The sequence below is a fragment of the Methylobacterium oryzihabitans genome (assembly GCF_004004555.2).
Taxonomy (GTDB): domain Bacteria; phylum Pseudomonadota; class Alphaproteobacteria; order Rhizobiales; family Beijerinckiaceae; genus Methylobacterium; species Methylobacterium oryzihabitans.
On sequence record NZ_SACP01000005.1, the window covers coordinates 162894 to 183930 of the forward strand.

Below are 21037 nucleotides of genomic sequence, written 5' to 3' on the forward strand. Positions count from 1 at the left end.
TCCTCAGCTCTTCACCAGCGGGCAGCCGCCGGCGGCGAGGGGACGCCACGCCTCGTCGGCCGGGATCGTCCGGACGATCCTGAAGAAGTCCCAGCCGCCCTTGCTCTCGGCCTCGGTCTTGGTGACGAGGAGGTGCATCGGGTGGAGCTTGCGCCCGTCGGCGCGGATCGAGCCCTTGCCGAAGACCGGGTCGTCGGTCGGCATCGCCTTCATCGCCGCGACGACAGCGCGGCCGTCGGCCGGATCGGTGCCGGCCGCGAGCGTCTTGAGGTAGTGCGCCACCGCCGAGTAGACGCCGGCCTGCATGTCGTTGGGCATCGCGCGGCGAGGGTGGCGCGCGGCGTAGCGGGCCGCGAAGGCGCGGGTGCCCTCGTCGGTGTCCCAGTAATAGCCGGTGACGATGTGGACACCCTGCGTCGCCTTGAGGCCGAGCGCCGGCATGTGGGTGACGTTGAGGATCAGCCCGGCGAGGCGCTGGGCCGGGGCGATGCCGAATTCCGACGCCTGCTTGAGGGTGTTGGAGGTGTCGTCGCCGGCATTCGCCACCCCGATCACGTCGGCGCCGGACGCCTGGGCCTGGAGCAGGTAGGACGAGAAGTCGCTGCTGCCGATCGGGTGGCGGGCGCTGCCCTTGACGCTGCCGCCGGCCGCCGCGACCTCCTCGGCGGCGCTCGCCTCCAGATCCTTGCCGAAGGTGTAGTCGGCGGTGATGAAGTACCAGCTCCTGCCGCCCTGGGCGACCAGGGCCTTGGCGAGGCCGTGGCCGAGCGCCCAGGTGTCGTAGGTCCAGTGGATCGTGTTCGGCGAGCATTGCCGCCCGGTCAGCTCGGCGGTGCCGGCGCCCGAGCCGATGAACACCCGATTCTTCTCCCGCGCCAGGGTCGAGACCGCGAGCGCCACCGCGGAGTTCGGCACGTCGACGATGAGGTCGACCCCGTCCTGGTCGTACCAGCGCCGGGCGATCGCGGCGCCGATGTCGGTCTTGTTCTGGTGGTCGGCGGCCACGACCTCGACCGGGCGCCCGACCTTGGCGCCGAAATCCTCGACGGCGAGCCGGGCGGCGATGACAGAGCCCTGGCCCTGATGGTCGGCATAGGGGCCGGACTGGTCGTTGAGCACGCCGATCCGCACCGGCCGGTCGCCGGCACGGGCGGGGAGAGGGAGGGTCAGGGCGAGCGCGGCGAGCAGGCCGGCCGCGAGGGGGCGGAGAGACATGGCGTTTCCTCCTGGGGTGGTTTTTGGTTTGGGTGGTTTCTTGATTGGGTTGGGTCTGGTCAGCACCGCCGTCTAACCCTCCCCCCTCTGCGGGGGAGGGTGGCGAACGGAGTGAGCCGGGAGAGGGGAGCGCGACGTTGCAGGACGTGGCGCCTGTCATGACGGTCGCGACCTCTCCGGAGCCGGCGTCCCCTCTCCCGCCCTCCTGCACGAGTGCTTCGCACTCGCTGGAGGGCACCCTCCCCCGCAGAGGGGGGAGGGTTTGTCGGCGCCGCTACTCCTTCGCCACCTTCGCGGCGCGGCCGGCGAGGAAGTCCGCCAGCCGGCTTTTGGCCTCGGCGTCGCTCTGGGCCACCGCGGCCATCAGCGATTCGGTGAGGAAGCCCATCGCCGGGTCGGCCTCGGCGATGCGCGGCAGGGCATGGATCAGGGCGTAGTTGGTCAGCGGCGCGTTCCCGGCCGCGCGCTCGGCGAGGCGGATCGCTGTTTCCAGGCCCTCGCCGGCGGGCACGCGGTACTGCGAGATCCCGAGCCGCTCGCCGGCATCGGCGTCGTGGACCCGGCCGGTCAGCATCATGTCGCGCATCCGCGTCACGCCGATCAGCCGCGGCAGCCGCACCGAGGCGCCGCCGCCGACGAAGATGCCGCGCTGGCCCTCCGGCAGGGCGTAGAACGCGCTGTCCTCGGCCACCCGCAGATGCGCCGACAGCGCCAGTTCGAGCCCGCCGCCGATCACCGCGCCCTTGAGCGCCGCCACCACCGGCACGCGGCCGAACTCGATCTCGTGGAAGGCGCGGTGCCACATCCGCGAATGCATCATCCCGGCGGCGGCGTCGCGCTCGGTCAGTTCGGCGAGGTCGAGCCCGGCGCAGAAATGCGGGCCCTCCGCCGCCAGCACCAGGGCGCGGATCTCCTCCGGCAGCGAGCGGACGATCCGCTCGAGCCCCAGCACCATGCCGTCGTCGAGGGCGTTGCGCTTGGCCGGCCGCGCCAGCGTCACGATCGCGACCGCCCCCCGGCGCTCGACGCGCAGCGATTCGGTGCCGAGCCCGGCAAGCTCGTCCGGCATGGTGGATCCTCCCTCGTGGGTCCGGTCGATGCCGGATTGCCAAACCTGAAATGTAATGTGATATAACAATCGAACCGGGTCAATCGGCCGCCGCGGCGGCCGAGAGAATCCCGGAGCGGGACAGGGAGGGACGGGCCGATGCCGGAGAACCGGTCGGAGACCGTTTATCGCCAGGACATCTATCGCCAGGACATCCGCCGGGTGGCGGTGATCGGCTGCGGGGTGATCGGCGCGTCGTGGGCGTCGCTGGTCCTCGCCGCCGGGCTCGACGTGACGGCGAGCGACCCGGCACCGGGCGCCGAGGCGCGGCTGCGGGCCACCGTGGCGGCGCAGTGGCCCGCCCTGGAGGCGATCGGGCTGGCGCCGGACGCCTCCCCCGAGCGCCTGCGCTTCGTCACCGGGCCGGAAGTGGCCGCGGCGGATGCCGACTTCGTCCAGGAGAACGGCCCCGAGCGCCTCGACGTGAAGCGCGAGACCTACGCCCGGCTCGACGCCGCCGCGGCCCCCGACGTGGTGCTGGCGACGAGTTCGTCCGGCCTCAAGCCCAGCGACATCCAGGGCGCCTGCCGCCATCCCGGCCGCGTCGTGCTCGGCCACCCGTTCAACCCGCCCCACCTCGTGCCGCTGGTCGAGGTGGTGGGAGGATCGGCGACCGACGAGGGCGCGGTGGCGACCGCGATGGCGTTCTACACCCGCCTCGGCAAGCGGCCGATCCGCCTGCGGCGCGAACTGACCGGTCACGTCGCCAACCGGCTCCAGGCTGCCCTGTGGCGCGAGGCGTTCCACCTCGTCGGCACCGGCGCGGCGAGCGTGGCCGACATCGACGCCGCCATCGCGCACGGGCCCGGCCTGCGCTGGGCGCTGATGGGGCCCTGCCTGCTCAATCACCTCTCCGGCGGCCCGGGCGGCCTCGCCCACACCCTCGACCATCTCGGGCCGCTGATGGAAGCGATGTGGGCCGATCTCGGCGAGCCGCGCCTGACGCCGGAGCTGAAGCAGGCCCTGGTCGCCGGGCTCGCCGACGAACTCGCCGGGCGCGACGAGGCGGCGATGCTGGCCGAGCGCGACGCCCTGCTGATCGACCTCGTGCGCCGCAAGCGCGGGACGCGTGAACTCCCATAACCATCGTTCCACGGAGGAGACGACCATGGCCAAGGTGATCGTGACGGTGGCGCCGACCGGCGGCATGGCCTCGAAGGCGCAGAACCACAACCTGCCGACCCAGCCCGACGAGATCGCCGAGTCGGTCCACAGGTCGTGGAAGGAAGGCGCGGCGATCGCGGCCCTGCACGCCCGCCGGCCCGACGACGAGGCGACCTGCAACGCCGGGATCTACAAGCAGATCAACGGTCTGATCCGCGAGCGCTGCGACATCGTCATCAACAACTCGACCGGCGGCGGATCGAGCGGCGACATGCTGGTGCCGCGGCCCGACGGGCTGTTCGAGTCGAGCTTCGAGGAGCGGCTGAAGGGCTGCGACGCCGGGGCCGAGATGGCGACCTTCGACGGCATGACCTTCGCGGACGTGCATGGCGGGCGCGAGATCTGCGTCATCACCACGCCGTCGCGCTGCGAGGCCCTGGCCAAGCGGATGCAGGAGCGCGGCATCAAGCCGGAATGGGAAGTCTTCGGCCCGCAGCACATCCTGCAGGACGTCACGCGGCTGATCGAGAAGGGCTACGACAAGCCCCCCTACTACATCAACATGGTGCTCGGCGCCGACAAGGGCTTCCAGGGGGCGATGCCGTATTCGCACGACATCCTGGCGGCGATGATCCGGATGCTGCCGCCGCACTCGATCTTCTGCGTCTCGGCGATCGGCCCGGCGCAACTGCCGGCGACCACCCAGGCGATCCTGCTCGGCGGCCACGTCCGGGTCGGGCTCGAGGACAACAACTACTATGCCAAGGGCCAGCTCGCGACCAACGAGCAGCTCGTCGCCCGCACGGTGCGGATCATCAAGGAGCTGAACCACGAGGTCGCCTCGCCGGGCGAGGCCCGCGACATCCTCGGCCTGCCGGCCGTGAAAGCCTGAGGCCGGCCATGCGCGCGCTCCTTCGCACCCTGCTCGCCGCCACGCTCCTCGCTGCGCCGGCCGCGGCCCAGACGCCGAAGGAGGCGCCCGCGATCTCCGGCGGCGCCGTCCGCATCGGCGTGCTCGCCGACATGTCGACCGGCATGGCCGACAATTTCGGCACCGGCAGCGTCACCGCCGCCCGCCTCGCCCTGGAGGATTTCGGCCCCACCGTCCTCGGACGGCCGATCGAACTCGTCCAGGCCGACCACCAGAGCAAGCCGGACGTGGCGATGAGCCTCGCCCGGCGCTGGTACGACGACGGCGTCGACATGATCACCGACCTCGACAACTCGGCGATCGCGCTGGGCGTCCAGGCGCTCGCCAGGGACAAGGGCAGGCTCGCGCTCATCACCGGCTCGGGCTCGACGGTCATCACCGGGGCGCAATGCTCGCCGAAAGGGGCGCTGTGGGTGATCGACACCTACGCGCTCGCCCGCACCATCGCCAAGCCGATGGTCGAGGCCGGCGACAAGTCCTGGTACTACATCGTCGCCGACATCACGCTGGGCAAATCCTTCGTCGCCGACGTGACCCCGGTGGTGACGGGCGGCGGCGGCAAGGTGGTGGGCCAAGTGTTCCACCCGCTGCTCTCGCCCGACCTGTCGTCGCAGATCCTCCAGGCGCAGAGTTCCGGCGCCGGCGTCATCGCGCTGTTCAACGTCGGGGCCGACGCGATCAACGCGGTCAAGCAGGCCTCCGAGTTCGGCGTGCTCGGCGGCAGCCAGAAGCTCGCCGGCTTCTACATGACGGCGGTGGACGTCCACGCCCTCGGGCTCAAGGTCGCGGGCGGGATGTACCTCGCCGAGGCGTTCTACTGGGACACGGACGACGCCACCCGCGCCTTCGCCCAGCGGTTCTTCGCCCGCCAGAAGGCGATGCCGAACAGCTACCAGGCCGGCGTCTACTCGGCGGTGACGCACTACCTCAAGGCGGTGCAGGCCGCCGGCACCGACGAGGCCGGCGCTGTGATGGCCAGGATGCGCGAACTCCCGATCGACGACTTCATGACCCGGAACGGTCGCCTGCGCCCGGACGGCCGGGTGGTGCGCGACGTGTCGCTGTTCCAGGTCAAGCGGCCCGAGGAATCGACCGGCCCGTGGGACGTGATGAAGCGCGTCGCGACGCTGCCGGGCGACGACGCCTTCCGGTCGATGGAGGCCGGCGACTGCCCGCTGGTGCGCAAGCCGTGAGCGGGCCGCTGCTGCCGGCGCCGGCGCTGGAGCACGTCTTCGACGCCCGCATCGACGTCGCGGTGCCGTGCGAGATCGGGCTCACCACGGCCGGTCAGCGCCGGGTGATCGCGATCACCGGCGGGAGCGTGTCGGGTCCGGCCCTGTCCGGGCGGGTGCTGCCCGGCGGGGCCGACTACCAGACCATCGCGGCCGACGGGCTCACCCACCTGCACGCCCGCTACGTGATCGAGGCCGCGGACGGGACGCTGGTCTACGTCGAGAACAGCGGCCTGCGCTTCGGCCCGCCCGAGGCGCTGGCGCGGATCCGCCGCGGCGAGCCGGTTGACCCGGCCCTGATCTACTTCCGCACCGCGCCGCGCTTCGAGACCGCCGCGCCGCGGCTCGCCTGGATGGCGACGAGCCTGTTCGTCGCCACCGGGGCCCGGGCGCCGGACCACGTCGCGCTCAGCGTGTTCCGGGTCGGGTGAGCGAGGCCGCGAGGATCCGCACCTGTGCGCCGCGGCGATCAGAAGCCCTTCCGGCGCGGGAGAGGCCGTCGGGGCCGGTGGAGTCGATGCCACCCCTGCCCTCGCTTGACCTCGGCCTCCGGGCGGGACATGGCAGGCGCACACCATGGCCGATTACTATCCCCTGCTCGCCCGCGCCCTCGACGCCCTGCCCGACAGCTCCCCGGAGATGCGGCAGGCGGTCTACGAGCGCGCCCGCGCCGCCCTGATCGGGCAACTGCGCTCTCTCGACCCTCCCCTGTCGGAGGACGACATCGAGGCCGAGCGGACGTCCCTCGATGGCGCGATCGCCCGGCTGGAGCGCGAGCGCGGCCCGGCGCCGGAGCCCGAACCGGCCGAGACGCCCGCCGCCGCGGTACCGTCGGCGCCGGAGCCCGAGCCCCAACCCCCGCCGCCGGCGCATGCCGACCTGCCGGAGCCCGGTCCTCCGGTGGCGATCCGCCCGCCCTCGCCGGTCCGGCCGCGCCCGGCCTCCGAGGACGCGCCCGCCGAGCCCGGCGACGCCCCGGCGACGGACGACGCGGCGCCGGCCCGGCAGCGCCCGCGCATCGAGGTGGTCACGCCGCGGTCCGGCGGGTCGCGGCTGATCCGCAACGCCATCGTGGCCGGCGTCCTCGCGCTGGTGGTCGGGGCGATCGCGTTCACCGCGTGGTCGCTGCGCGACAACCCGGCGGCGCTACAGACCAGCCTCGACGAGAGCGAGGCCCGCCCGCCGGCCGAGAAGGTCGACTCGAAGTTCGCCGACCGGGTCGGCGGCGGCGAGCGTCCGCCGCAGCCGCCGGCCACCGCGAACGCGACCTCGCCGCGCACCAACCCCGACATCCCGGTCGCCCAGCGCGCCAGCCTGGTCGAGGAGACCGGCGGCCCGAACAACGGCCCGCGGGCGCTCGCCGGCCGCGCGGTCTGGCGGCTCGACGCGGTCAATCCGGGCCAGGGTCAGACCCTTCAGACGGTGGTGCGGACCGACGTCGAGATCCCGGAGGCGGGCCTGACCCTGGCGATGGTCCTGCGCCGCAACACCGACGCGACCCTGCCGGCCTCGCACATCATCGAACTGACCTTTACCCCGACGGACCCGGGCCGCACGGTGCGCGACATCGGCCTCGTGCAGTTCAAGGACGACGAGAACAACCGCGGCTCGCCGGTCTCCGGCCTGCCGGTCCCGGTGCGCGACAACGTGTTCCTGATCGGGCTGTCGAACCTCAGGGCCGACATCGAGCGCAACAGCGACCTGCTGCTGCACCGGGCCTGGCTGGACCTGCCGATCCGCTACGCCTCGGGCGCGCGCGCGATCCTGACGATCGAGAAGGGCGCGGCCGGCGAACGCATCCTGCGCGAGGCCTTCGCCCAGTGGCCGTGAGGCCGGGCCGGTGCCGGGCGCGGCCCGGGCTCAGGCCGGGGCGCCGGCCCGGGGCGCCTCGCGGGTGGCGAGGTTGCGCTTGACCGCGTCCTGCACCTTCTCGAAGGCGCGGACCTCGATCTGCCGCACCCGCTCGCGCGAGACGCCGAACTCGCCGGAGAGGTCCTCCAGGGTGATCGGATCCTCGGCCAGCCGCCGCGCCTCGAAGATGCGGCGCTCGCGCGGGTTGAGCACGCCCAGCGCGTCGCGCAGGGCGGCGAGGCGGTTCTGCCCCTCCTCCTCGCGGGCGAGCACGCTCTCCTGCGACGGGCTGTCGTCGACGAGCCAGTCCTGCCACTCGCCCTCGCCCTCCTCGCGCAGGGGCGCGTTGAGCGAGGCGTCGCCGGACAGGCGCCGGTTCATGTCGACCACGTCCTGCTCGGGCACGCCGAGGCGGGTGGCGATCTGCGCGACCTGATCGGGGCGCAGGTCGCCCTCGTCCAGGGCCGAGATCCGGCCCTTGGCCTTGCGCAGGTTGAAGAACAGCTTCTTCTGGTTCGCGGTCGTGCCCATCTTCACGAGCGACCACGAGCGCAGGATGTATTCTTGAATCGCCGCCTTGATCCACCACATCGCGTAGGTGGCGAGACGGAATCCCTTGTCGGGGTCGAAGCGCTTGACGGCCTGCATCAGGCCGACATTGCCCTCCGACACCACCTCGCCGATCGGCAGGCCGTAGCCGCGATACCCCATCGCGATCTTGGCCACGAGGCGGAGGTGAGAGGTCACGAGCCTGTGAGCGGCGTCCCGGTCCCCGTGCTCGCGCCAGCTCTTGGCGAGCATGTACTCCTCCGTGGGTTCCAGCATCGGGAACCGGCGGATCTCGTCGAGATAGCGGGACAGCCCCCCTTCATTGGCGAGCACCGGCAGTGCAGCAGCCATTCAAACCTCCTGAAAGCCCCCCGGTCCGGGCGGGCACGAACGGCCTCCTGACGCGGCCGACCGTTCGAGCCCCCTTTCTACCAGGGATCGGCGCGGCCCGGTAGGGCACGCGGACGGACCCGCGACAACGCGCGAAGCGGCTTCGGGGTCTTGCGTCACCATTCGCCGGCTTTGTCGCAGGGTTACGTGCGCGGCCGCACATCGCGCGCCGGGCATGTCGAGAGATGCGTCACGCCGCGGTCTCGGCCCCCAGGGCCGCGACCAGCCCGGCGAGGTCGGCGGGGAGCGGGCTCTCGAAGCGCAGGGCGGCGCCGGTGCGCGGATGGGCGAAGCCGAGCACCGCCGCGTGCAGCGCCTGCCGGCCGAGCCGCGCCAGCGCCTCGCGGGCCTCCGGCCCGAGCCGCGCCGCCTTGGTCTTGAACGCCGCGCCGTAGGTGGCGTCGCCGAGCAGCGGGTGCCCGCGATGCGACAGGTGGACCCGGATCTGGTGGGTCCGGCCGGTCTCCAGCCGGCAGCGGATCCGCGCGACCGCCTCCGCCCCGCCGAGCACGCCCTCGGTGCGGTAGTGGGTCACCGCGTGCCGGCCGCGCTCTTCGCGCACCACCGCGATCTTCTCGCGGTTGCGCTCCGAGCGGGCCAGCGCCGCCGAGATCGTGCCGCTGCGCGGCTCCGGCGCGCCCCAGACCAGCGCCACGTAATCCCGCTCCAGCGGCCCCGAGCGGCCGTGATCGGCGAACTGCGCCGACAGGCCCTGATGGGCGAGGTCGTTCTTGGCCACCACCAGCAGCCCGCTGGTGTCCTTGTCGAGGCGGTGGACGATGCCCGGCCGGCGCACACCGCCGATCCCCGACAGGCTCGTGCCGCAATGCGCCACCAGGGCGTTGACCAGCGTGCCGCTGTCGTGCCCGGGCGCCGGATGCACCACCAGCCCGGCCGGCTTGTCAATGACGATGAGGTCGTCGTCCTCGTACGCGATGGCGAGCGCCAGCGCCTCGGGGGCCGGCTCCGCCGGCAGCGGCGCCGGCACCGCGACCGAGGCCGCCTCACCCCCGGCGACCCGCTGCGACGGATCGCGCACCGGTTCGCCGTCGACCCGCACGCAGCCCTCGCGGATCAGCGCCTGCAGCCGGCTGCGCGACAGGTCCGGCCACAGCCGGGCCAGCGCCCTGTCGAGCCGATCCGCCCCCTCGGGCAGCGCCCCGCCCCGTACCTCGTCCGTCACCGTCACGCCGTCGCTCCGCAGCCGGCTCCGAAAATCGGCCGGCCTCCTCGTTTTCGGGCTTGTGCCCCAATCTCACCGCCGCTATACCCCCGCTCGTCGCCGGGCAAGCTCCCTTCGTCTAGCGGTCTAGGACGTCGCCCTCTCACGGCGAAAACAGGGGTTCGAGTCCCCTAGGGAGCGCCACTACCTTCTTCGACTTGGTGACACTCGCACTCGAATCTGGTTCTGCTTCGGCTGGTGGACACCGCCGATCCTGAATGACCGGGGCGCTGCGATCATGACGGTCTCCTCCGACGATGCGACCATGCTGGCCCGTGCGCCGCATCGGATTGGCCGCGTCGTGCTCGTCGTGCGCGATCTCGACCGGGTCGCGGGCTTCTACCTGGACGCGATCGGGCTCGACCTCTTGCATCGCGACGCCGCGAGCGCCGATCTCGGCACCGGGGAGAACGTGCTGCTGACCCTGCGGGCGGATCCCGGCGCCCGGCGGTCCGCCCCCCGCGAGGCCGGCCTGTTCCACACCGCGTTCCTGCTGCCGTCCCGGATCGACCTCGGCGCGTGGCTGCGTCACGCCGCCGACCGGGGCCTGCGGCTCGACGGCGCCGCCGACCACCTCGTCAGCGAGGCCATCTACCTCTCCGACCCCGAGGGCAACGGCATCGAGATCTACGCCGACCGCCCCGACGCCGTGTGGCCGCGCACGCCGACCGGGGTGGCGATGGCCAACGCGCCCCTCGACCGGCCCGCCCTGATGGCGCTGGCCGGCGCGCCGTGGCGCGGCCTGCCCGCCGGCGCCTCGGTCGGACACGTCCATCTGCGGGTCGGCGCCCTGGAGCCGGCCGACCGCTTCTATGCCGGGCTGCTCGGCTTCGATGTCACCTGCCGGTTCCCGGGCGCGAGCTTCTACGGCTCCGGCGGCTACCACCACCAGCTCGCCGCCAACATCTGGCACAGCGAGGGCGCGCGCCCCGCGGACGGGCCGCGGACCGGCCTCGCCGCGGTCGAGTTCCGGTTCGCGGCCGACGCCCTCGACGCGGCGCGGCGGCGGTTCGGGGAGGCCGGGGTCGGTGTCGAGACGGGCGCGGCCGGGGGCCTGTCGGTCACGGAGCCCTGGGGCGTCGCGCTGCGGCTGCTGCCGGCCTGACCCCCGCAGGGGCCCGGCGGTGCCGGCGGGGCACAGGTTCCGGGAGACGCGCTCCGAAACCCCTCTCGTACGATGTCCGATTGATCGCGAACCGGTTTCGCTCGGGCGCCGCGCGGGCTGAGGATACGATGTCCGAAAACCGTATCACTCCTTGCCGATCTCCATCAGCAGCCGTTCGGCGCGGGCGTCCTCGATCCGGTTGACCATCCGCCTGCCCTCGTGGACGTCGCGCAGGGTCTTGACGAGGGTGATGCAGGACTGGACCAGCATCACCACGCCCATGGCGAGGTATGCCTTGATCCACAGGTCGAGCGGCAGGAACAGGATGCCGGCGCCGACCATCGCGGCGGAGCCCAGGAAGGACGCGTAGGTGAAAGCGACCCAGGCCGAGGTATGCTGCGGTGTCTGCGGGTTCATGGGATCGGATCCTTGCATCGGGTGGTTCGGGAATCGGGCGGGACGGGTCACGCGGCGGAGCCGGCGGCGCGGGCGCGCAGGCGCCCCGGCGAGCGCCGCCTCGGTGCCGGGCGCCGCCGCCCCGCGCCGGTCGCGCAGGCGCCGCGCCGCCTCGGCGGCCTGCGCGATGCGCCGGCCGCGCTCCAGTTCGGCGATCTGCCGGGCGCCCTCGCGCACGGTCCGGCGCAGGGCTGCCACCTCCCGCGCGAACGCGGCGCGGGCTTCGTCCAGGTCGCGGATCTCGGCCTCGATCCCGGCGATCGCCTCGGCGGCCTCCCCGGCGAGGTCGTCGCGGCTCCCCCGCAACGCGGCCACCGCCCGCTCCTCGAGGTCGGCCAGCCGCGCGGCCAGGGCCGCGTGCCGGCCGGCGTCGGTGCGCTCCTGCACCAGGGCCGCCGCCAGCGCCCGCCGGCTGCCGTCGAGGGCGGCGGCCGCCTCGCGGATCTGCTGGTCGAGCAGCGGCAGGGCATGGCGGTCGGCGAGGTCCTCGCAGGCCTGCGCAGCCGCGCCGCGGGCCAGGGTGGCGACGATCCGGAACATCTTGGCGCCTCATGAACGTTGTTCACGAGCGCACCTTCCCACGGCCATGAACGCTGTTCAAGCACTTTTTGAACGACGTTCACGATGAGGCGCGACGATGCGGACTGAGGAACGGCGGGAGCATCTGCGCACGGCTCTGGTCGACGCGGCGGAGGCGGTCATCGCCCGGGACGGCCTGTCGGGCCTGAAGGCGCGCGACCTCGCCCAGACGGTCGGCTGCGCCATCGGCACGATCTACACGGTGTTTCCCGACCTCGACGCGCTGATCCTGGCGGTGAACCTGCGCACGCTGCTGCTGTTCGACGCCACGATCGCGCAGGTGCGCACCGGGAGCGGCCCGGCCGGCCCGTCCGGCCGCGCCGCCCGCTCCGCGGCGATCGAGGATCTGGTGCGGCTCGCGGTGGCCTACCTGCGCTTCGCCCGCGAGCACCCGACGCGCTGGCGCGCCCTGTTCCAGCACCGCCGGGAGACCGCCCCGCCGGACTGGTACCTGCGCGAGCAGGGGCGTCTGTTCCGCACCATCGAGGGGCCGGTGCAGGTCCTGTGCCCGCGCCTCGGCGAGGCGGAGCGCGCCCTGCTCGCCCGCTCGCTGTTCTCGGCGACGCACGGCCTCGTCAGCCTCGGCCTGGACGAGAAGCTGATGAGCCTGAGCGAGGCCGTGCTACGTCGCCAGATCGAGACCGTCGTCACGGCGATCGGCCGCGGGCTGATCGCGCAGGACTCCGCGAAGGGGCAACCATGAGCCACCACCCGCAGAGCGAACCGGCCCGGTCCGGCCCCGCCCCCGTCACCGTGCCGATGCTCCAGGGCTTCAAGGCCGAGGGGCGCCGGATCGTGATGGTGACCGCCTACGACGCCGCGATGGCTCGCCTCGTCGATCCGGTCGTGGACGCGATCCTGGTCGGCGACAGCGTTGGCAACGTCTGCCTCGGCTTCGACAACACGCTGCCGGTCAGCATGGCGATGATGAACCACCACGTCGAGGCGGTGGCCCGGGCCCGGCCGCGGGCGCTGCTCGTCGCCGACCTGCCCTATCTCAGCTACCACCTCGACCTCGCCGAGACGATCCGCAACGCCGGCGGCTTCCTCCAGCGCGGCGCCGCGGCGGTGAAGTTGGAGGGCGGGGCCGCCCGCGCGCCCACCGTGCGGGCGCTCGCCGAGTGCGAGATCCCCGTGATGGGGCATCTCGGCCTGACGCCGCAGAGCCTGCACGCCATGGGCGGGTTCAAGGTCCAGGGCCGGGCCGCCGAGGGCGCCCGCCGCATCCTCGACGACGCCCTGCGGCTGGAGGAGGCCGGCTGCTTCTCGCTGGTCCTGGAGGGCATCCCGGCGGAGCTGGCGGCGCGGGTCACCGAGCGGCTGACGATCCCGACCATCGGCATCGGCGCCGGTCCCGCCTGCTCCGGGCAGGTGCTGGTGCTGCACGACGTGCTCGGCCTGCTGCCCGGCCGCAAGGCGAAGTTCGTCCGCACCTACACCGACGGCTACGGCCTGCTCCAGGCCGGCCTCGCGGACTGGGCCGCGGACGTGCGCGCCGGCCGCTTCCCCGGCGAGGCCGAATCCTACGCGATGCCGGAGGCGGCCCGGGCCGCACTCGATGATTCTCCTGCACCGGAGTCCCCCGCCCGATGACCGACACCGCTCCTCTCGGCCGGCGCGTGATGGCGCTGATCGACGACCTCGCCCGCCACACCGACGAGCCCGGCCGGCTGACCCGGCTCTACCTCTCGCCCGGCCACCGGGCGACGGCGGAGGCGGTGCTCGGCATGATGCGGGCGGCGGGGTTGGAGGCCCGCCTCGACGCGGTCGGCAACGTCGTCGGCCGGCGCGAGGGCGCGCGGCCCGGCCTGCCGGCGCTCGTGCTCGGCTCGCACATCGACAGCGTGGTCGATGCCGGGCGCTACGACGGGCCGCTCGGCGTCGTCTGCGGCCTCGTCGCCGCCGAGGTTCTGGCGACGGAGGCGGCCGCCCTCCCCTTCGCCCTCGAAGTGGTGGCGTTCGGCGACGAGGAGAACGTGCGCTTCCCCACCAGCCTCTCGACCTCGAAGGCGTGGGCCGGCGCCTACCGGCCGGACTGGCTCGACGGCGCGGATTCCGAGGGCGTCACCCTGCGGGCGGCGCTGACCGCCTTCGGCGGCGACCCGGACGGGATCGCGGCGCTCGCCCGCAGCCCGGCGGAGATCGCCGGCTATCTCGAGGTCCATATCGAGCAGGGTCCGATGCTCGAGGCGCGCGACCAGCCGGTCGGGGTGGTCTCGGCGATCGCCGGCCTGACCCGGGCCCGCTGCACCGTGACCGGGGAGGCCAACCACGCCGGCACGGTGCCGATGGGGTCGCGCCGCGACGCGCTCGCCGCCGCGGCCGAGATGGCGCTCGCCGTCGAGCGGCTCGGCGCGGCGGCGGCGAGCGCGGTCGCGACGGTCGGTTCGCTCACGGTGCGGCCGAACGCCGTCAACGTCATCGCGGGCGAGGTCGACTTCACCCTCGACATCCGCGCGCCGGAGGATCCGGTCCGCCTCGGCCTCGTCGCGGCGATCGAGGCCGAATGCCGGGCGATCGCCGCCCGGCGCGGGGTGGGCTTCGCCGGCGAGACCTTCATGGACAACCCGGCGGTCGGCCTCGATGCCGGCCTGCGGGCCGCCCTGGAGAGTGCCGCCCGGGGCTTCGGGTTCGATCCGCCGGCGCTCGCCTCCGGCGCCACCCACGATGCGGTGTCGATGGCGCGGCTCGGCCCCTCGGCGATGCTGTTCGTGCGCTGCCGCGGCGGGATCAGCCACAACCCGGCCGAGTCGATCACCGAGGCCGACGCGGACGCCGCGGTGCGGGTGCTGATCGAGACCGTGCGGGCTCTGGCGGCGCGCGGGTGACGGCGCGTTCCGCCGGTGCCGGCGGCGCGGTCGCTCGGCGGGCCGTGTAGACGCGGAGCGGGCGCTCCGTGCTATGGCTCTCGTCACGGCCTCCGGGATGCCGCCCGCGAGAGGCGGCGGCCGGGGCCCCGGCGTCAACACGCCCTCAGCGGACGGGATCGACCATGGCGCGGCGCTTCAACCGGATCGCCTTCATCGCGAGCCCGAGCCCGGAGGCCCGGGAGGCGGCCGACCTGCTCATGCGCCGCTACGACCACGTCTCGCCCGAGGAGGCCGACGTGGTGGTGGGGCTCGGCGGCGACGGGCTGATGCTCCAGGCGCTGCACCGCTTCATGGGCTCCGGCAAGCCGATCTACGGCATGAACCGCGGCACGGTCGGGTTCATGATGAACGAGTTCGAGGTCGAGGGCCTGCTCGACCGGCTCGAGGCGGCGCAGCGCAGCGTCGTCCACCCGCTGCTGATGATCGCCACCGACGTGCTGGGCCTCACCCACACGGCGCGGGCGGTCAACGAGGTCTACATGCTGCGCCAGACCCACCAGACCGCCAAGCTGAGGATCTCGATCGACGGGCAAGTGCGGCTGCCGGAACTCATCGCCGACGGCGCCCTGGTGGCGACGCCGGTCGGCTCGACCGCCTACAACTTCTCGGTCGGCGGCCCGATCCTGCCGATCTCGGCCCAGTTGCTCGCCTTCACGCCGATCTCGGCGTTCCGGCCCCGGCGCCAGGGCAGCGTCCTGCTGCCCAACCACGCCCGCATCCGCATCGAGGTGAAGGATCCGGAATACCGCCCGGTGGCGGCGGTGGCCGACCACACCGAGTTCCGCCGCGTCGCCCGGGTCGAGACCGCCCTCGACCGCTCCACCGATCTCGTGATGCTGCACGATCCCGGTCACAGCATGGACGAGCGCATCCTGCGCGAGCAGTTCGGCTGAGCGCCGCGCGGGCCCGGGCGGAGCAGGGCCCCGCCCGGGCCCGATCTCACAGCGCGACGCCGAGATGGGCCGCGACGGTGCTGGCGCGCGACCCGATCAGCTTGACGGTCTGGCGCAGGGCGTCGTCGGTGACGCCGAGGCGCTCGCACCAGTAGGCGCGATCCTCGGGCGAGTAGATGTCAATGTGGCGGACCGGGCGCGGCCCGGCGGCGAGGGTGGAGGGCATGGCGGCTGTCCTGCTGGAGAATCGGGCGATGGGTTGCGCCCAACCGGAATGATGCTGGGCAACGCTCGCGACCGGGCTTGGTTGCCGGCGTCCGGGATCCCGGACGCCGCAGGCGGAAGACGGCGCCTCGGGCTCGACCGGGCGCGGATTCTCGGCGATCACGCCCCGAAGGCGCGGCCGCGCTCCCACCGAGACGAGATTCCGGATGCCCCTGTCCCTCGACCACCTCGTGATCGCGGTCGCCGACCTCGACCGGGCCTTCGCCGACTACGCCGCCCTCGGCTTCACGGTGATCCGCGGCGGCGAGCACGCCAACGGCATCACCCACAACGTCCTCGTCGTGCTGGAGGACGGATCGTACCTCGAACTGATCTCGTTCCGGCGGCCCCAGCCCGGCGACCGCTGGTCGGACGTGTATCACCGCGCCGGCGAAGGCTTCCTCGACCACGCGCTCCTGCCCGACGACATCGACGCGGTCGCCGCCGCCGCGCAGGCGCGCGGGCTCGACATCGCCGACCCGGTTTCCGGCGGGCGCCTGCGCCCGGACGGCGCCCGGCTCGACTGGAAGATCGCCCGCTCGCCCGGATCGGACGTGCCGTTCCTGTGCGGCGACGTCACGCCCCGGGCGCTGCGGGTGCAGGAGGGCGACGTGCGCCGGCACCGCAACGGCGTCACCGGCCTCGCGGCGCTCACGGTCGCGGTGCGCGACGTCGAGGCGGCGCGGGCGCGCTACGCCGCCCTCCTCGGCGCCGGCGCCGACGCACCGGTCGTCGAGGCGGTCGTGGCCGGGACCGCGGCCCGGACCGCGACGCTGCCGCTCGGCCCCGGCGTCGCCGTGACGCTGGCGAGCCCGGCCGGCGCCGGCGGCGACCTCGCCGCCGCCCTCGCGGCGCGGGGCGAGGGACCCTTCGCCGCCGTGTTCCGGGCGCCGGACGGGCACGGCGACCTCGACCCGGCCCTCACTCACGGCGCCCGGCTGTCCGTCGCCGGCGGGTTTCCTGTGGATCCGCTCACGAAAATCTGATCGGACCGAATTTCGCCAAGGTTAACGTCTAGCCCTCGGCGTCAGGCCGCGGTCGGATCCGATAACCGTTCGTTTACGGTTCTCGGCAACCTTCCGTTCACCATGGCCGCCGCGCTGGTTCGCGGCGCGGACGGGGGGACGTGATCGTGCGAGCAGTGCTGCGTGCCAGTCGGGCTTCGGCCCGGTCCTCCCGTCAGGCACCGCGCGATCGCCGCTCCCGCTCCCTCGTCGTCCTCGCGCTCGCCGCCGTCGCGGTCGCGGGCGGCGCCCGCGGCACCCAGGACGCCGCCGCCAACGGCGACACCCGCACGCTCTCGATCTTCCACGAGCACACCAAGGAGAGCCTGACCGTCACGTTCAAGCGCGACGGCCGCTACGACCGGGCGGTGCTCGAACAGCTCAACTGGCTGCTGCGCGACTGGCGCATCGACGAGCCGACCAAGATGGACCCGCGCCTGTTCGACGTGGTGTGGGAGGCCCACCGCGCCACCGGCTCGCGCGACGCGGTCCACGTCGTCTCGGCCTACCGCTCGCCGCAGACCAACGCCGCCCTGCGCCGCCGCTCCCGCGCGGTCGCCGAGCACAGCCAGCACATGCTCGGCAAGGCGATGGACTTCTATCTCGGCGACGTCTCGGTCGACCAGATCCGCCAGATCGGCATGCAGATGCAGCGCGGCGGCGTCGGCTGGTATCCGCACGCCTACAATCCGTTCGTGCATCTCGACGTCGGCTCGGTGCGCTCGTGGCCGCGGATGCCGGGCGACCAGCTCGCCCGGCTGTTTCCGGACGGCCGCACCGTCCACCTGCCGGCGGACGGCCGGCCGCTGCCCGGCTACGAACTCGCCAAGGCCGAGATCCTGTCGCGGGGCGGCACCGTCGCGGGCATCACCCAGGTCGCCGCCGCCGAGGAGGAGGACAGCCCGAACTTCGTGCGCCAGTTGTTCTCGGCGCTGTTCGGCGGCGGAAACACCCAGCAGGCTCCGGCTCCCGCCCCGACCGCGCTGGCGGCCCGCGGCCGGCCGTCGCGGCCGCGGCCGGTGGCGCTCGCCAGCGCCGATCCGGACGATGCCGGCAGCCGCGCCGCCCTCGCCTACGCCGCCGATCCCCGCGCCGCCCTCGTCCCCGAGGCCGCCCCCGCCGCGGCACCGCCGCCCGAGCCGACGACCACCGGCGCCCGGGCCGAGCCTGCCGACGCCGTGCCCGAGGCACCCGCCCCGGCCGTGGCGGGCCCGGCCAGTGCCGGCCTGAAGGCGCCGCTGCCGCCCCGTCGCCCGTCCGAGTTCGCGGCCCTCGCCCACGCCCTCGTCGCGGCGCCGCTGCCGCAGGTGCGGTCCGGCCCGGCGACGCAGGTCGCCACCGCCGATCCGGCGGCCCTGCCGGGGCTGCTGCCGGCGCGTCCCCGCGCCGTCGCGGCGTCACCGGCCCCGGCACCGTCCTCCACCGATCCGAAGGCGCATCTGCGCGCGCTGTTCGCGGCGGCCGTCGCCCAGACCGCCTCCGCCGGTCCGGCGCGCCTCGCCCAGACCCGCGCCACGCCGCAGGGCGCGCCGCCGAAGGGCCTCGTCGCCACGCCCGCCGGCGAGGTCGCGACCCGGTTCCAGTCGACGGCCGGCGACGAGGCCGAGACCGGGCGCTTCTCCGGCGCGGCCGTGAAGCCACCGCCGGTGCTGCGGCGCTGACCCCGAGGACCCGATCCGTGCTGCGCCTGACTGTCCTTGCCCTCGCGACCCTGGCCGCCGGCCCCGCCCTGGCGCAGTTCCCCTGCGACGAGCTGTGGGCCGAGCGCAACGCGGTCTACAAGGAGGCCGGCTACTGCTTCCGCACGCCGCGGGCGATCAAGGCCTTCGGCAATGCCGGCTGCCGCTACGACGAGCTCGCCGACGTGCCGCTCTCGGCCCGCGATCGCGCCAAGGTCGCGGAGATCCAGCGCGAGGAACGCCGCGCCGGCTGCCAGCCCTGAGGGCGCACGGCCGCTCAGGCCGCCGATAGCCCGTCATACGAAATCCGGATGATCGCTTCGCGATGCGGAATTCGACTCCGCTCAGGCGCCGCGCGGGCTGGTGATACGGATTTCGGAACGAATCGTCCGAAATCCGTATCATACGATTTTCCATTGATCGCTCGGCGATGGCTGCGCAATCGCTTCGCGATGCGAAAATCGGCGTCGCTCAGGCGCCGCGCGCCTCAATACGGAACGCGGTCGTCCTTCTCGTGGTACTTCTTCCACACCTCGACCGCCTCCGCGCGCATGATCTGGCGCATCGGGATCGAGCGCTCGCCGGACGGCTTCTTCAGCTCGCCGTAGATCATCGAATCGTCGAAGTCGCCGTACTTGTAGGCGTCCTCGTTGGTCGAGGCGTAGTAGATCGTCTTGATGCCGGCCCAATAGGCCGCGGCCATGCACATCGGGCACGGTTCGGCGCTGGTATAGAGGGTGGCGTCGCGCAGCTTGAAGCTGCCCTGCGCCTTGCACGCCTTGCGGATCGCCTCGATCTCGCCGTGCCAGGTCGGGTCGTTCTCGGCGACGACGCGGTTGGCGCCCTCGGCCAGGATCTCGCCGTCCTGCACGATCACGCTGCCGAACACGCCGCCGGCGCTGTCGACCAGCGAGGTCTTCTCCGACAGCGCGATCGCCCGCGCCATGAACTTCTCGTGGTTGTCGGACATGGTGCTCTCCTCGGGGGATGTCGTGGCGTGCGGCGCGGGCGCTCCCGCCCGTCGTCTCAGGTCCACAGGGTGAAGACGGTGAGTTCGGCGACGAAGGCCGCGACCACCGCCGCGGCACCGACGATCTCGGCGACAGCCCGGCGCTGCGGCGGCGGGTGCAGCCAGCCGCGCAGGGCCGCCCCGGCGATCCGCGCCAGGGGCCAGGACACCAGCGCGACGCTGATCGCGTTGCCGATCAGGGTCGCGACCGGGGCGGGCAGCCCGGTCAGGAGCGGGCTGAGGAAGCGGATCTCCAGCATCACCACCGGAAACAGGACGAGGAGCACCACGAGGGTCTGCTTCCAGGCCGGGGGCGGCGCGGGCGCGTCCGGGCTCACGGCGAACCAGCCGGCGAAGGGGCCGGCGTGGCGGCGGCTGCTCCAGGTCGACATCGCCGGATCGGCCGCCCGCAGCAGGGAGTGCCGCTCCTCGGACACGATCCAGGCATCGAGCTGCGAGGGCGTGGAGAACCGCACCAAAGTGGTCCAGTAGTTCAGCTCCGGGCCCAGGGGGGCCTGAACCAGGGTGCCCATGTAGCCCGGGAAGGTCGCCTGCCGGGCCTGGACGGTCTCGGCCCAGCTCCGGTAGTCGGCGGCGCGGCCGGGACCGACCGCGGTGGTGATGACCTCGGTCACGCAGGACAGCGAATGGAAGTCGGGCGCCGCCTCGTCCTCGTCCTCGGCCTCCCGGAGAGAGACGAGATCGGCGGCGAGGGCGGCGCGCTCGGGCGAGGCGCGCCACTGCGCCAGCGCCTCGGGCGAGCGGAACCGCTGGACGACGTGCCACTCGTGGGCGTCGGCGAAGACCGGCACGATCTCGACACTGACGAAGCCGGGCGCCGACGCGACCGCATGGGTGAGGCGCGCCTGCCACGCCGCGAACGCCGCCGCGGCACCCGGGCGCAGGCGGATCCGGGTCACCGCGGCGGCGGCCGGGGAGGCGACGGACAGGTTCATCGGGCACCTCGCGGCTGACGACGTCAGGTAGCTCACGCAGGGCTTATCGGCGTCTCAACGCGCCGCGCCGGGACGGCGAATCCCCGGGACGGGACCGGGCGGGACGAAGGAAATCTCTCGGTAAGGTTGAGAGCCTATGAAACTCGACGAGGGCGCGCCTCGCGGTGCGCCGGGCCGACGGAGGGATTCGAACCATGGCTGCCTCTCCCGCGCTCGCGGTCGACAACTCGTCGGTCGCGGCGGACCAGCTCAAGAGCATCATCGAGCGCATCGAGCGCCTCGAGGAAGAGAAGGCCGGCCTCGCCGGCGACATCAAGGACGTCTATGCCGAGGCCAAGGCCAACGGCTTCGACACCAAGGTTCTGCGCAAGATCATCTCCCTGCGCAAGCGCGACCACGACGAGCGCCAGGAGGAGGAGGCGATCCTCGAACTCTACATGCAGGCGCTCGGGATGGCCTAGAGCATTTTCCGACGAAGTGGATACCGGTTCGTCAAAGAAAATGCGGCAAAATCAAAGACCTAGAGAGCTTCGCGATTGCAACGCAATCGTGGGGTGCTCTAGACAGGCTTCGCAAACGTGGCTGCTACCGGAAAACGCCGCGACACAACAATAACCTAA

Annotated in this window: 22 protein-coding genes, 1 tRNA gene and 1 pseudogene; 15 read left to right on the plus strand and 9 right to left on the minus strand. The window is 73.1% G+C overall.

Translation table 11 applies throughout. The features are described from left to right. Positions 1-3: 3 nt before the first annotated feature. Positions 4-1215, minus strand: coding sequence for an ABC transporter substrate-binding protein (locus tag EOE48_RS07570; RefSeq protein ID WP_127728182.1), 1212 nt, complete (start codon positions 1213-1215; stop codon positions 4-6). Between the two features lie 274 nt (positions 1216-1489). Further along, a complete protein-coding gene (locus tag EOE48_RS07575) occupies positions 1490-2284 on the minus strand; it encodes a crotonase/enoyl-CoA hydratase family protein (RefSeq protein ID WP_127728183.1) in 795 nt (264 codons plus the stop codon). A 138-nt stretch (positions 2285-2422) separates the two neighbouring features. On the opposite strand from EOE48_RS07575, the gene EOE48_RS07580 reads away from it, so the two are divergent. From EOE48_RS07580 to EOE48_RS07600, 5 genes are all read left to right on the plus strand, one after another. Beyond that, positions 2423-3406 carry a 3-hydroxyacyl-CoA dehydrogenase NAD-binding domain-containing protein gene (locus EOE48_RS07580; RefSeq protein ID WP_127728184.1) on the plus strand — a complete coding sequence of 328 codons (984 nt, stop codon included), beginning with the start codon at positions 2423-2425 and terminating at the stop codon, positions 3404-3406. Between the two features lie 25 nt (positions 3407-3431). Beyond that, on the plus strand, positions 3432-4319 hold the full coding sequence (locus EOE48_RS07585) for a beta-keto acid cleavage family enzyme (RefSeq protein WP_127728185.1): 888 nt from the start codon (positions 3432-3434) through the stop codon (positions 4317-4319). Between the two features lie 8 nt (positions 4320-4327). After that, positions 4328-5551, plus strand: a complete 1224-nt coding sequence (locus tag EOE48_RS07590; protein ID WP_127728186.1) for an ABC transporter substrate-binding protein — start codon at positions 4328-4330, stop codon at positions 5549-5551. After that, positions 5548-6021, plus strand: coding sequence for a DUF3237 domain-containing protein (locus EOE48_RS07595; protein WP_210249549.1), 474 nt, complete (start codon positions 5548-5550; stop codon positions 6019-6021). Before EOE48_RS07590 ends, EOE48_RS07595 begins: the two co-directional genes overlap by 4 nt. Before the next feature lie 145 nt (positions 6022-6166). Next, on the plus strand, positions 6167-7420 hold the full coding sequence (locus EOE48_RS07600; protein WP_127728187.1) for a histidine kinase: 1254 nt from the start codon (positions 6167-6169) through the stop codon (positions 7418-7420). 30 nt (positions 7421-7450) lie between these two features. Here the strand turns inward: EOE48_RS07600 and rpoH are convergent, their stop codons facing one another. Further along, the gene (gene rpoH, locus EOE48_RS07605; RefSeq protein ID WP_127728188.1) at positions 7451-8341 is read right to left on the minus strand and encodes an RNA polymerase sigma factor RpoH; all 891 of its coding nucleotides are present in this window, start codon (positions 8339-8341) and stop codon (positions 7451-7453) included. A 229-nt stretch (positions 8342-8570) separates the two neighbouring features. Next, positions 8571-9563 carry an RluA family pseudouridine synthase gene (locus EOE48_RS07610; protein ID WP_127728239.1) on the minus strand — a complete coding sequence of 331 codons (993 nt, stop codon included), beginning with the start codon at positions 9561-9563 and terminating at the stop codon, positions 8571-8573. Positions 9564-9670: 107 nt separating this feature from the next. Here EOE48_RS07610 and EOE48_RS07615 point away from each other — a divergent pair. Both EOE48_RS07615 and EOE48_RS07620 read left to right on the plus strand, forming a co-directional pair. Further along, positions 9671-9746 (plus strand) — tRNA-Glu (locus tag EOE48_RS07615). A 94-nt stretch (positions 9747-9840) separates the two neighbouring features. Continuing rightward, entirely contained in the window at positions 9841-10707 is an 867-nt protein-coding gene (locus EOE48_RS07620) for a VOC family protein (RefSeq protein WP_127728189.1), read from the plus strand. A 144-nt stretch (positions 10708-10851) separates the two neighbouring features. Here EOE48_RS07620 and EOE48_RS07625 read toward each other — a convergent pair whose 3' ends face one another. Beyond that, positions 10852-11124, minus strand: coding sequence for a YiaA/YiaB family inner membrane protein (locus tag EOE48_RS07625; protein WP_127728240.1), 273 nt, complete (start codon positions 11122-11124; stop codon positions 10852-10854). Positions 11125-11274: 150 nt separating this feature from the next. Next, positions 11275-11703, minus strand: a pseudogene (locus EOE48_RS07630) (PspA/IM30 family protein); the annotation flags it as partial. A gap of 97 nt (positions 11704-11800) precedes the next feature. Here EOE48_RS07630 and EOE48_RS07635 point away from each other — a divergent pair. The 4 genes from EOE48_RS07635 (at position 11801) to EOE48_RS07650 (ending at position 15505) form a co-directional block, all read left to right on the plus strand. After that, entirely contained in the window at positions 11801-12445 is a 645-nt protein-coding gene (locus EOE48_RS07635) for a TetR/AcrR family transcriptional regulator (RefSeq protein WP_127728190.1), read from the plus strand. Beyond that, on the plus strand, positions 12442-13335 hold the full coding sequence (gene panB, locus EOE48_RS07640) for a 3-methyl-2-oxobutanoate hydroxymethyltransferase (protein ID WP_127728191.1): 894 nt from the start codon (positions 12442-12444) through the stop codon (positions 13333-13335). Before EOE48_RS07635 ends, panB begins: the two co-directional genes overlap by 4 nt. After that, positions 13332-14570, plus strand: a complete 1239-nt coding sequence (locus EOE48_RS07645) for an allantoate amidohydrolase (protein WP_127728192.1) — start codon at positions 13332-13334, stop codon at positions 14568-14570. Before panB ends, EOE48_RS07645 begins: the two co-directional genes overlap by 4 nt. A 164-nt stretch (positions 14571-14734) precedes the next feature. Then, positions 14735-15505 carry an NAD kinase gene (locus EOE48_RS07650; protein WP_127728193.1) on the plus strand — a complete coding sequence of 257 codons (771 nt, stop codon included), beginning with the start codon at positions 14735-14737 and terminating at the stop codon, positions 15503-15505. 46 nt (positions 15506-15551) lie between these two features. Here EOE48_RS07650 and EOE48_RS07655 read toward each other — a convergent pair whose 3' ends face one another. Then, on the minus strand, positions 15552-15731 hold the full coding sequence (locus tag EOE48_RS07655) for a DUF3606 domain-containing protein (RefSeq protein WP_127728194.1): 180 nt from the start codon (positions 15729-15731) through the stop codon (positions 15552-15554). Positions 15732-15936: 205 nt separating this feature from the next. Between EOE48_RS07655 and EOE48_RS07660 the strand changes: the two genes are divergently transcribed. The 3 genes from EOE48_RS07660 (at position 15937) to EOE48_RS07670 (ending at position 18715) form a co-directional block, all read left to right on the plus strand. Continuing rightward, positions 15937-16755: a VOC family protein gene (locus EOE48_RS07660; RefSeq protein WP_127728195.1), complete on the plus strand. Its 819-nt coding sequence runs from the start codon at positions 15937-15939 to the stop codon at positions 16753-16755. 140 nt (positions 16756-16895) lie between these two features. Continuing rightward, positions 16896-18434, plus strand: a complete 1539-nt coding sequence (locus EOE48_RS07665) for a peptidoglycan L,D-endopeptidase MepK (protein ID WP_425463630.1) — start codon at positions 16896-16898, stop codon at positions 18432-18434. Between the two features lie 17 nt (positions 18435-18451). Beyond that, positions 18452-18715, plus strand: a complete 264-nt coding sequence (locus EOE48_RS07670) for a YARHG domain-containing protein (RefSeq protein ID WP_127728196.1) — start codon at positions 18452-18454, stop codon at positions 18713-18715. Positions 18716-18939: 224 nt separating this feature from the next. On the opposite strand, the gene EOE48_RS07675 is transcribed toward EOE48_RS07670, so the two are convergent. Beyond that, positions 18940-19422 carry a nucleoside deaminase gene (locus EOE48_RS07675; RefSeq protein WP_127728197.1) on the minus strand — a complete coding sequence of 161 codons (483 nt, stop codon included), beginning with the start codon at positions 19420-19422 and terminating at the stop codon, positions 18940-18942. 56 nt (positions 19423-19478) lie between these two features. After that, the gene (locus EOE48_RS07680; protein WP_127728198.1) at positions 19479-20417 is read right to left on the minus strand and encodes an antibiotic biosynthesis monooxygenase; all 939 of its coding nucleotides are present in this window, start codon (positions 20415-20417) and stop codon (positions 19479-19481) included. 194 nt (positions 20418-20611) lie between these two features. On the opposite strand from EOE48_RS07680, the gene EOE48_RS07685 reads away from it, so the two are divergent. Continuing rightward, a complete protein-coding gene (locus EOE48_RS07685) occupies positions 20612-20878 on the plus strand; it encodes a DUF2312 domain-containing protein (protein WP_127728199.1) in 267 nt (88 codons plus the stop codon). Positions 20879-21037: the final 159 nt, after the last annotated feature.

What these genes read in the sequence shown, in the direction of transcription:
- EOE48_RS07645 (WP_127728192.1), top strand. Translation starts at nt 13,332, where the DNA reads ATGACCGACACCGCTCCTCTCGGCCGGCGCGTGATGGCGCTGATCGAC.
- EOE48_RS07660 (WP_127728195.1), top strand. Translation starts at nt 15,937, where the DNA reads ATGCCCCTGTCCCTCGACCACCTCGTGATCGCGGTCGCCGACCTCGAC.
- EOE48_RS07575 (WP_127728183.1), bottom strand. Translation starts at nt 2,284, where the DNA reads ATGCCGGACGAGCTTGCCGGGCTCGGCACCGAATCGCTGCGCGTCGAG.
- panB (WP_127728191.1), top strand. Translation starts at nt 12,442, where the DNA reads ATGAGCCACCACCCGCAGAGCGAACCGGCCCGGTCCGGCCCCGCCCCC.
- EOE48_RS07600 (WP_127728187.1), top strand. Translation starts at nt 6,167, where the DNA reads ATGGCCGATTACTATCCCCTGCTCGCCCGCGCCCTCGACGCCCTGCCC.
- EOE48_RS07680 (WP_127728198.1), bottom strand. Translation starts at nt 20,417, where the DNA reads ATGAACCTGTCCGTCGCCTCCCCGGCCGCCGCCGCGGTGACCCGGATC.
- EOE48_RS07585 (WP_127728185.1), top strand. Translation starts at nt 3,432, where the DNA reads ATGGCCAAGGTGATCGTGACGGTGGCGCCGACCGGCGGCATGGCCTCG.
- EOE48_RS07650 (WP_127728193.1), top strand. Translation starts at nt 14,735, where the DNA reads ATGGCGCGGCGCTTCAACCGGATCGCCTTCATCGCGAGCCCGAGCCCG.
- EOE48_RS07625 (WP_127728240.1), bottom strand. Translation starts at nt 11,124, where the DNA reads ATGAACCCGCAGACACCGCAGCATACCTCGGCCTGGGTCGCTTTCACC.
- rpoH (WP_127728188.1), bottom strand. Translation starts at nt 8,341, where the DNA reads ATGGCTGCTGCACTGCCGGTGCTCGCCAATGAAGGGGGGCTGTCCCGC.
- EOE48_RS07635 (WP_127728190.1), top strand. Translation starts at nt 11,801, where the DNA reads ATGCGGACTGAGGAACGGCGGGAGCATCTGCGCACGGCTCTGGTCGAC.
- EOE48_RS07580 (WP_127728184.1), top strand. Translation starts at nt 2,423, where the DNA reads ATGCCGGAGAACCGGTCGGAGACCGTTTATCGCCAGGACATCTATCGC.
- EOE48_RS07590 (WP_127728186.1), top strand. Translation starts at nt 4,328, where the DNA reads ATGCGCGCGCTCCTTCGCACCCTGCTCGCCGCCACGCTCCTCGCTGCG.
- EOE48_RS07675 (WP_127728197.1), bottom strand. Translation starts at nt 19,422, where the DNA reads ATGTCCGACAACCACGAGAAGTTCATGGCGCGGGCGATCGCGCTGTCG.
- EOE48_RS07570 (WP_127728182.1), bottom strand. Translation starts at nt 1,215, where the DNA reads ATGTCTCTCCGCCCCCTCGCGGCCGGCCTGCTCGCCGCGCTCGCCCTG.
- EOE48_RS07655 (WP_127728194.1), bottom strand. Translation starts at nt 15,731, where the DNA reads ATGCCCTCCACCCTCGCCGCCGGGCCGCGCCCGGTCCGCCACATTGAC.
- EOE48_RS07685 (WP_127728199.1), top strand. Translation starts at nt 20,612, where the DNA reads ATGGCTGCCTCTCCCGCGCTCGCGGTCGACAACTCGTCGGTCGCGGCG.
- EOE48_RS07620 (WP_127728189.1), top strand. Translation starts at nt 9,841, where the DNA reads ATGACGGTCTCCTCCGACGATGCGACCATGCTGGCCCGTGCGCCGCAT.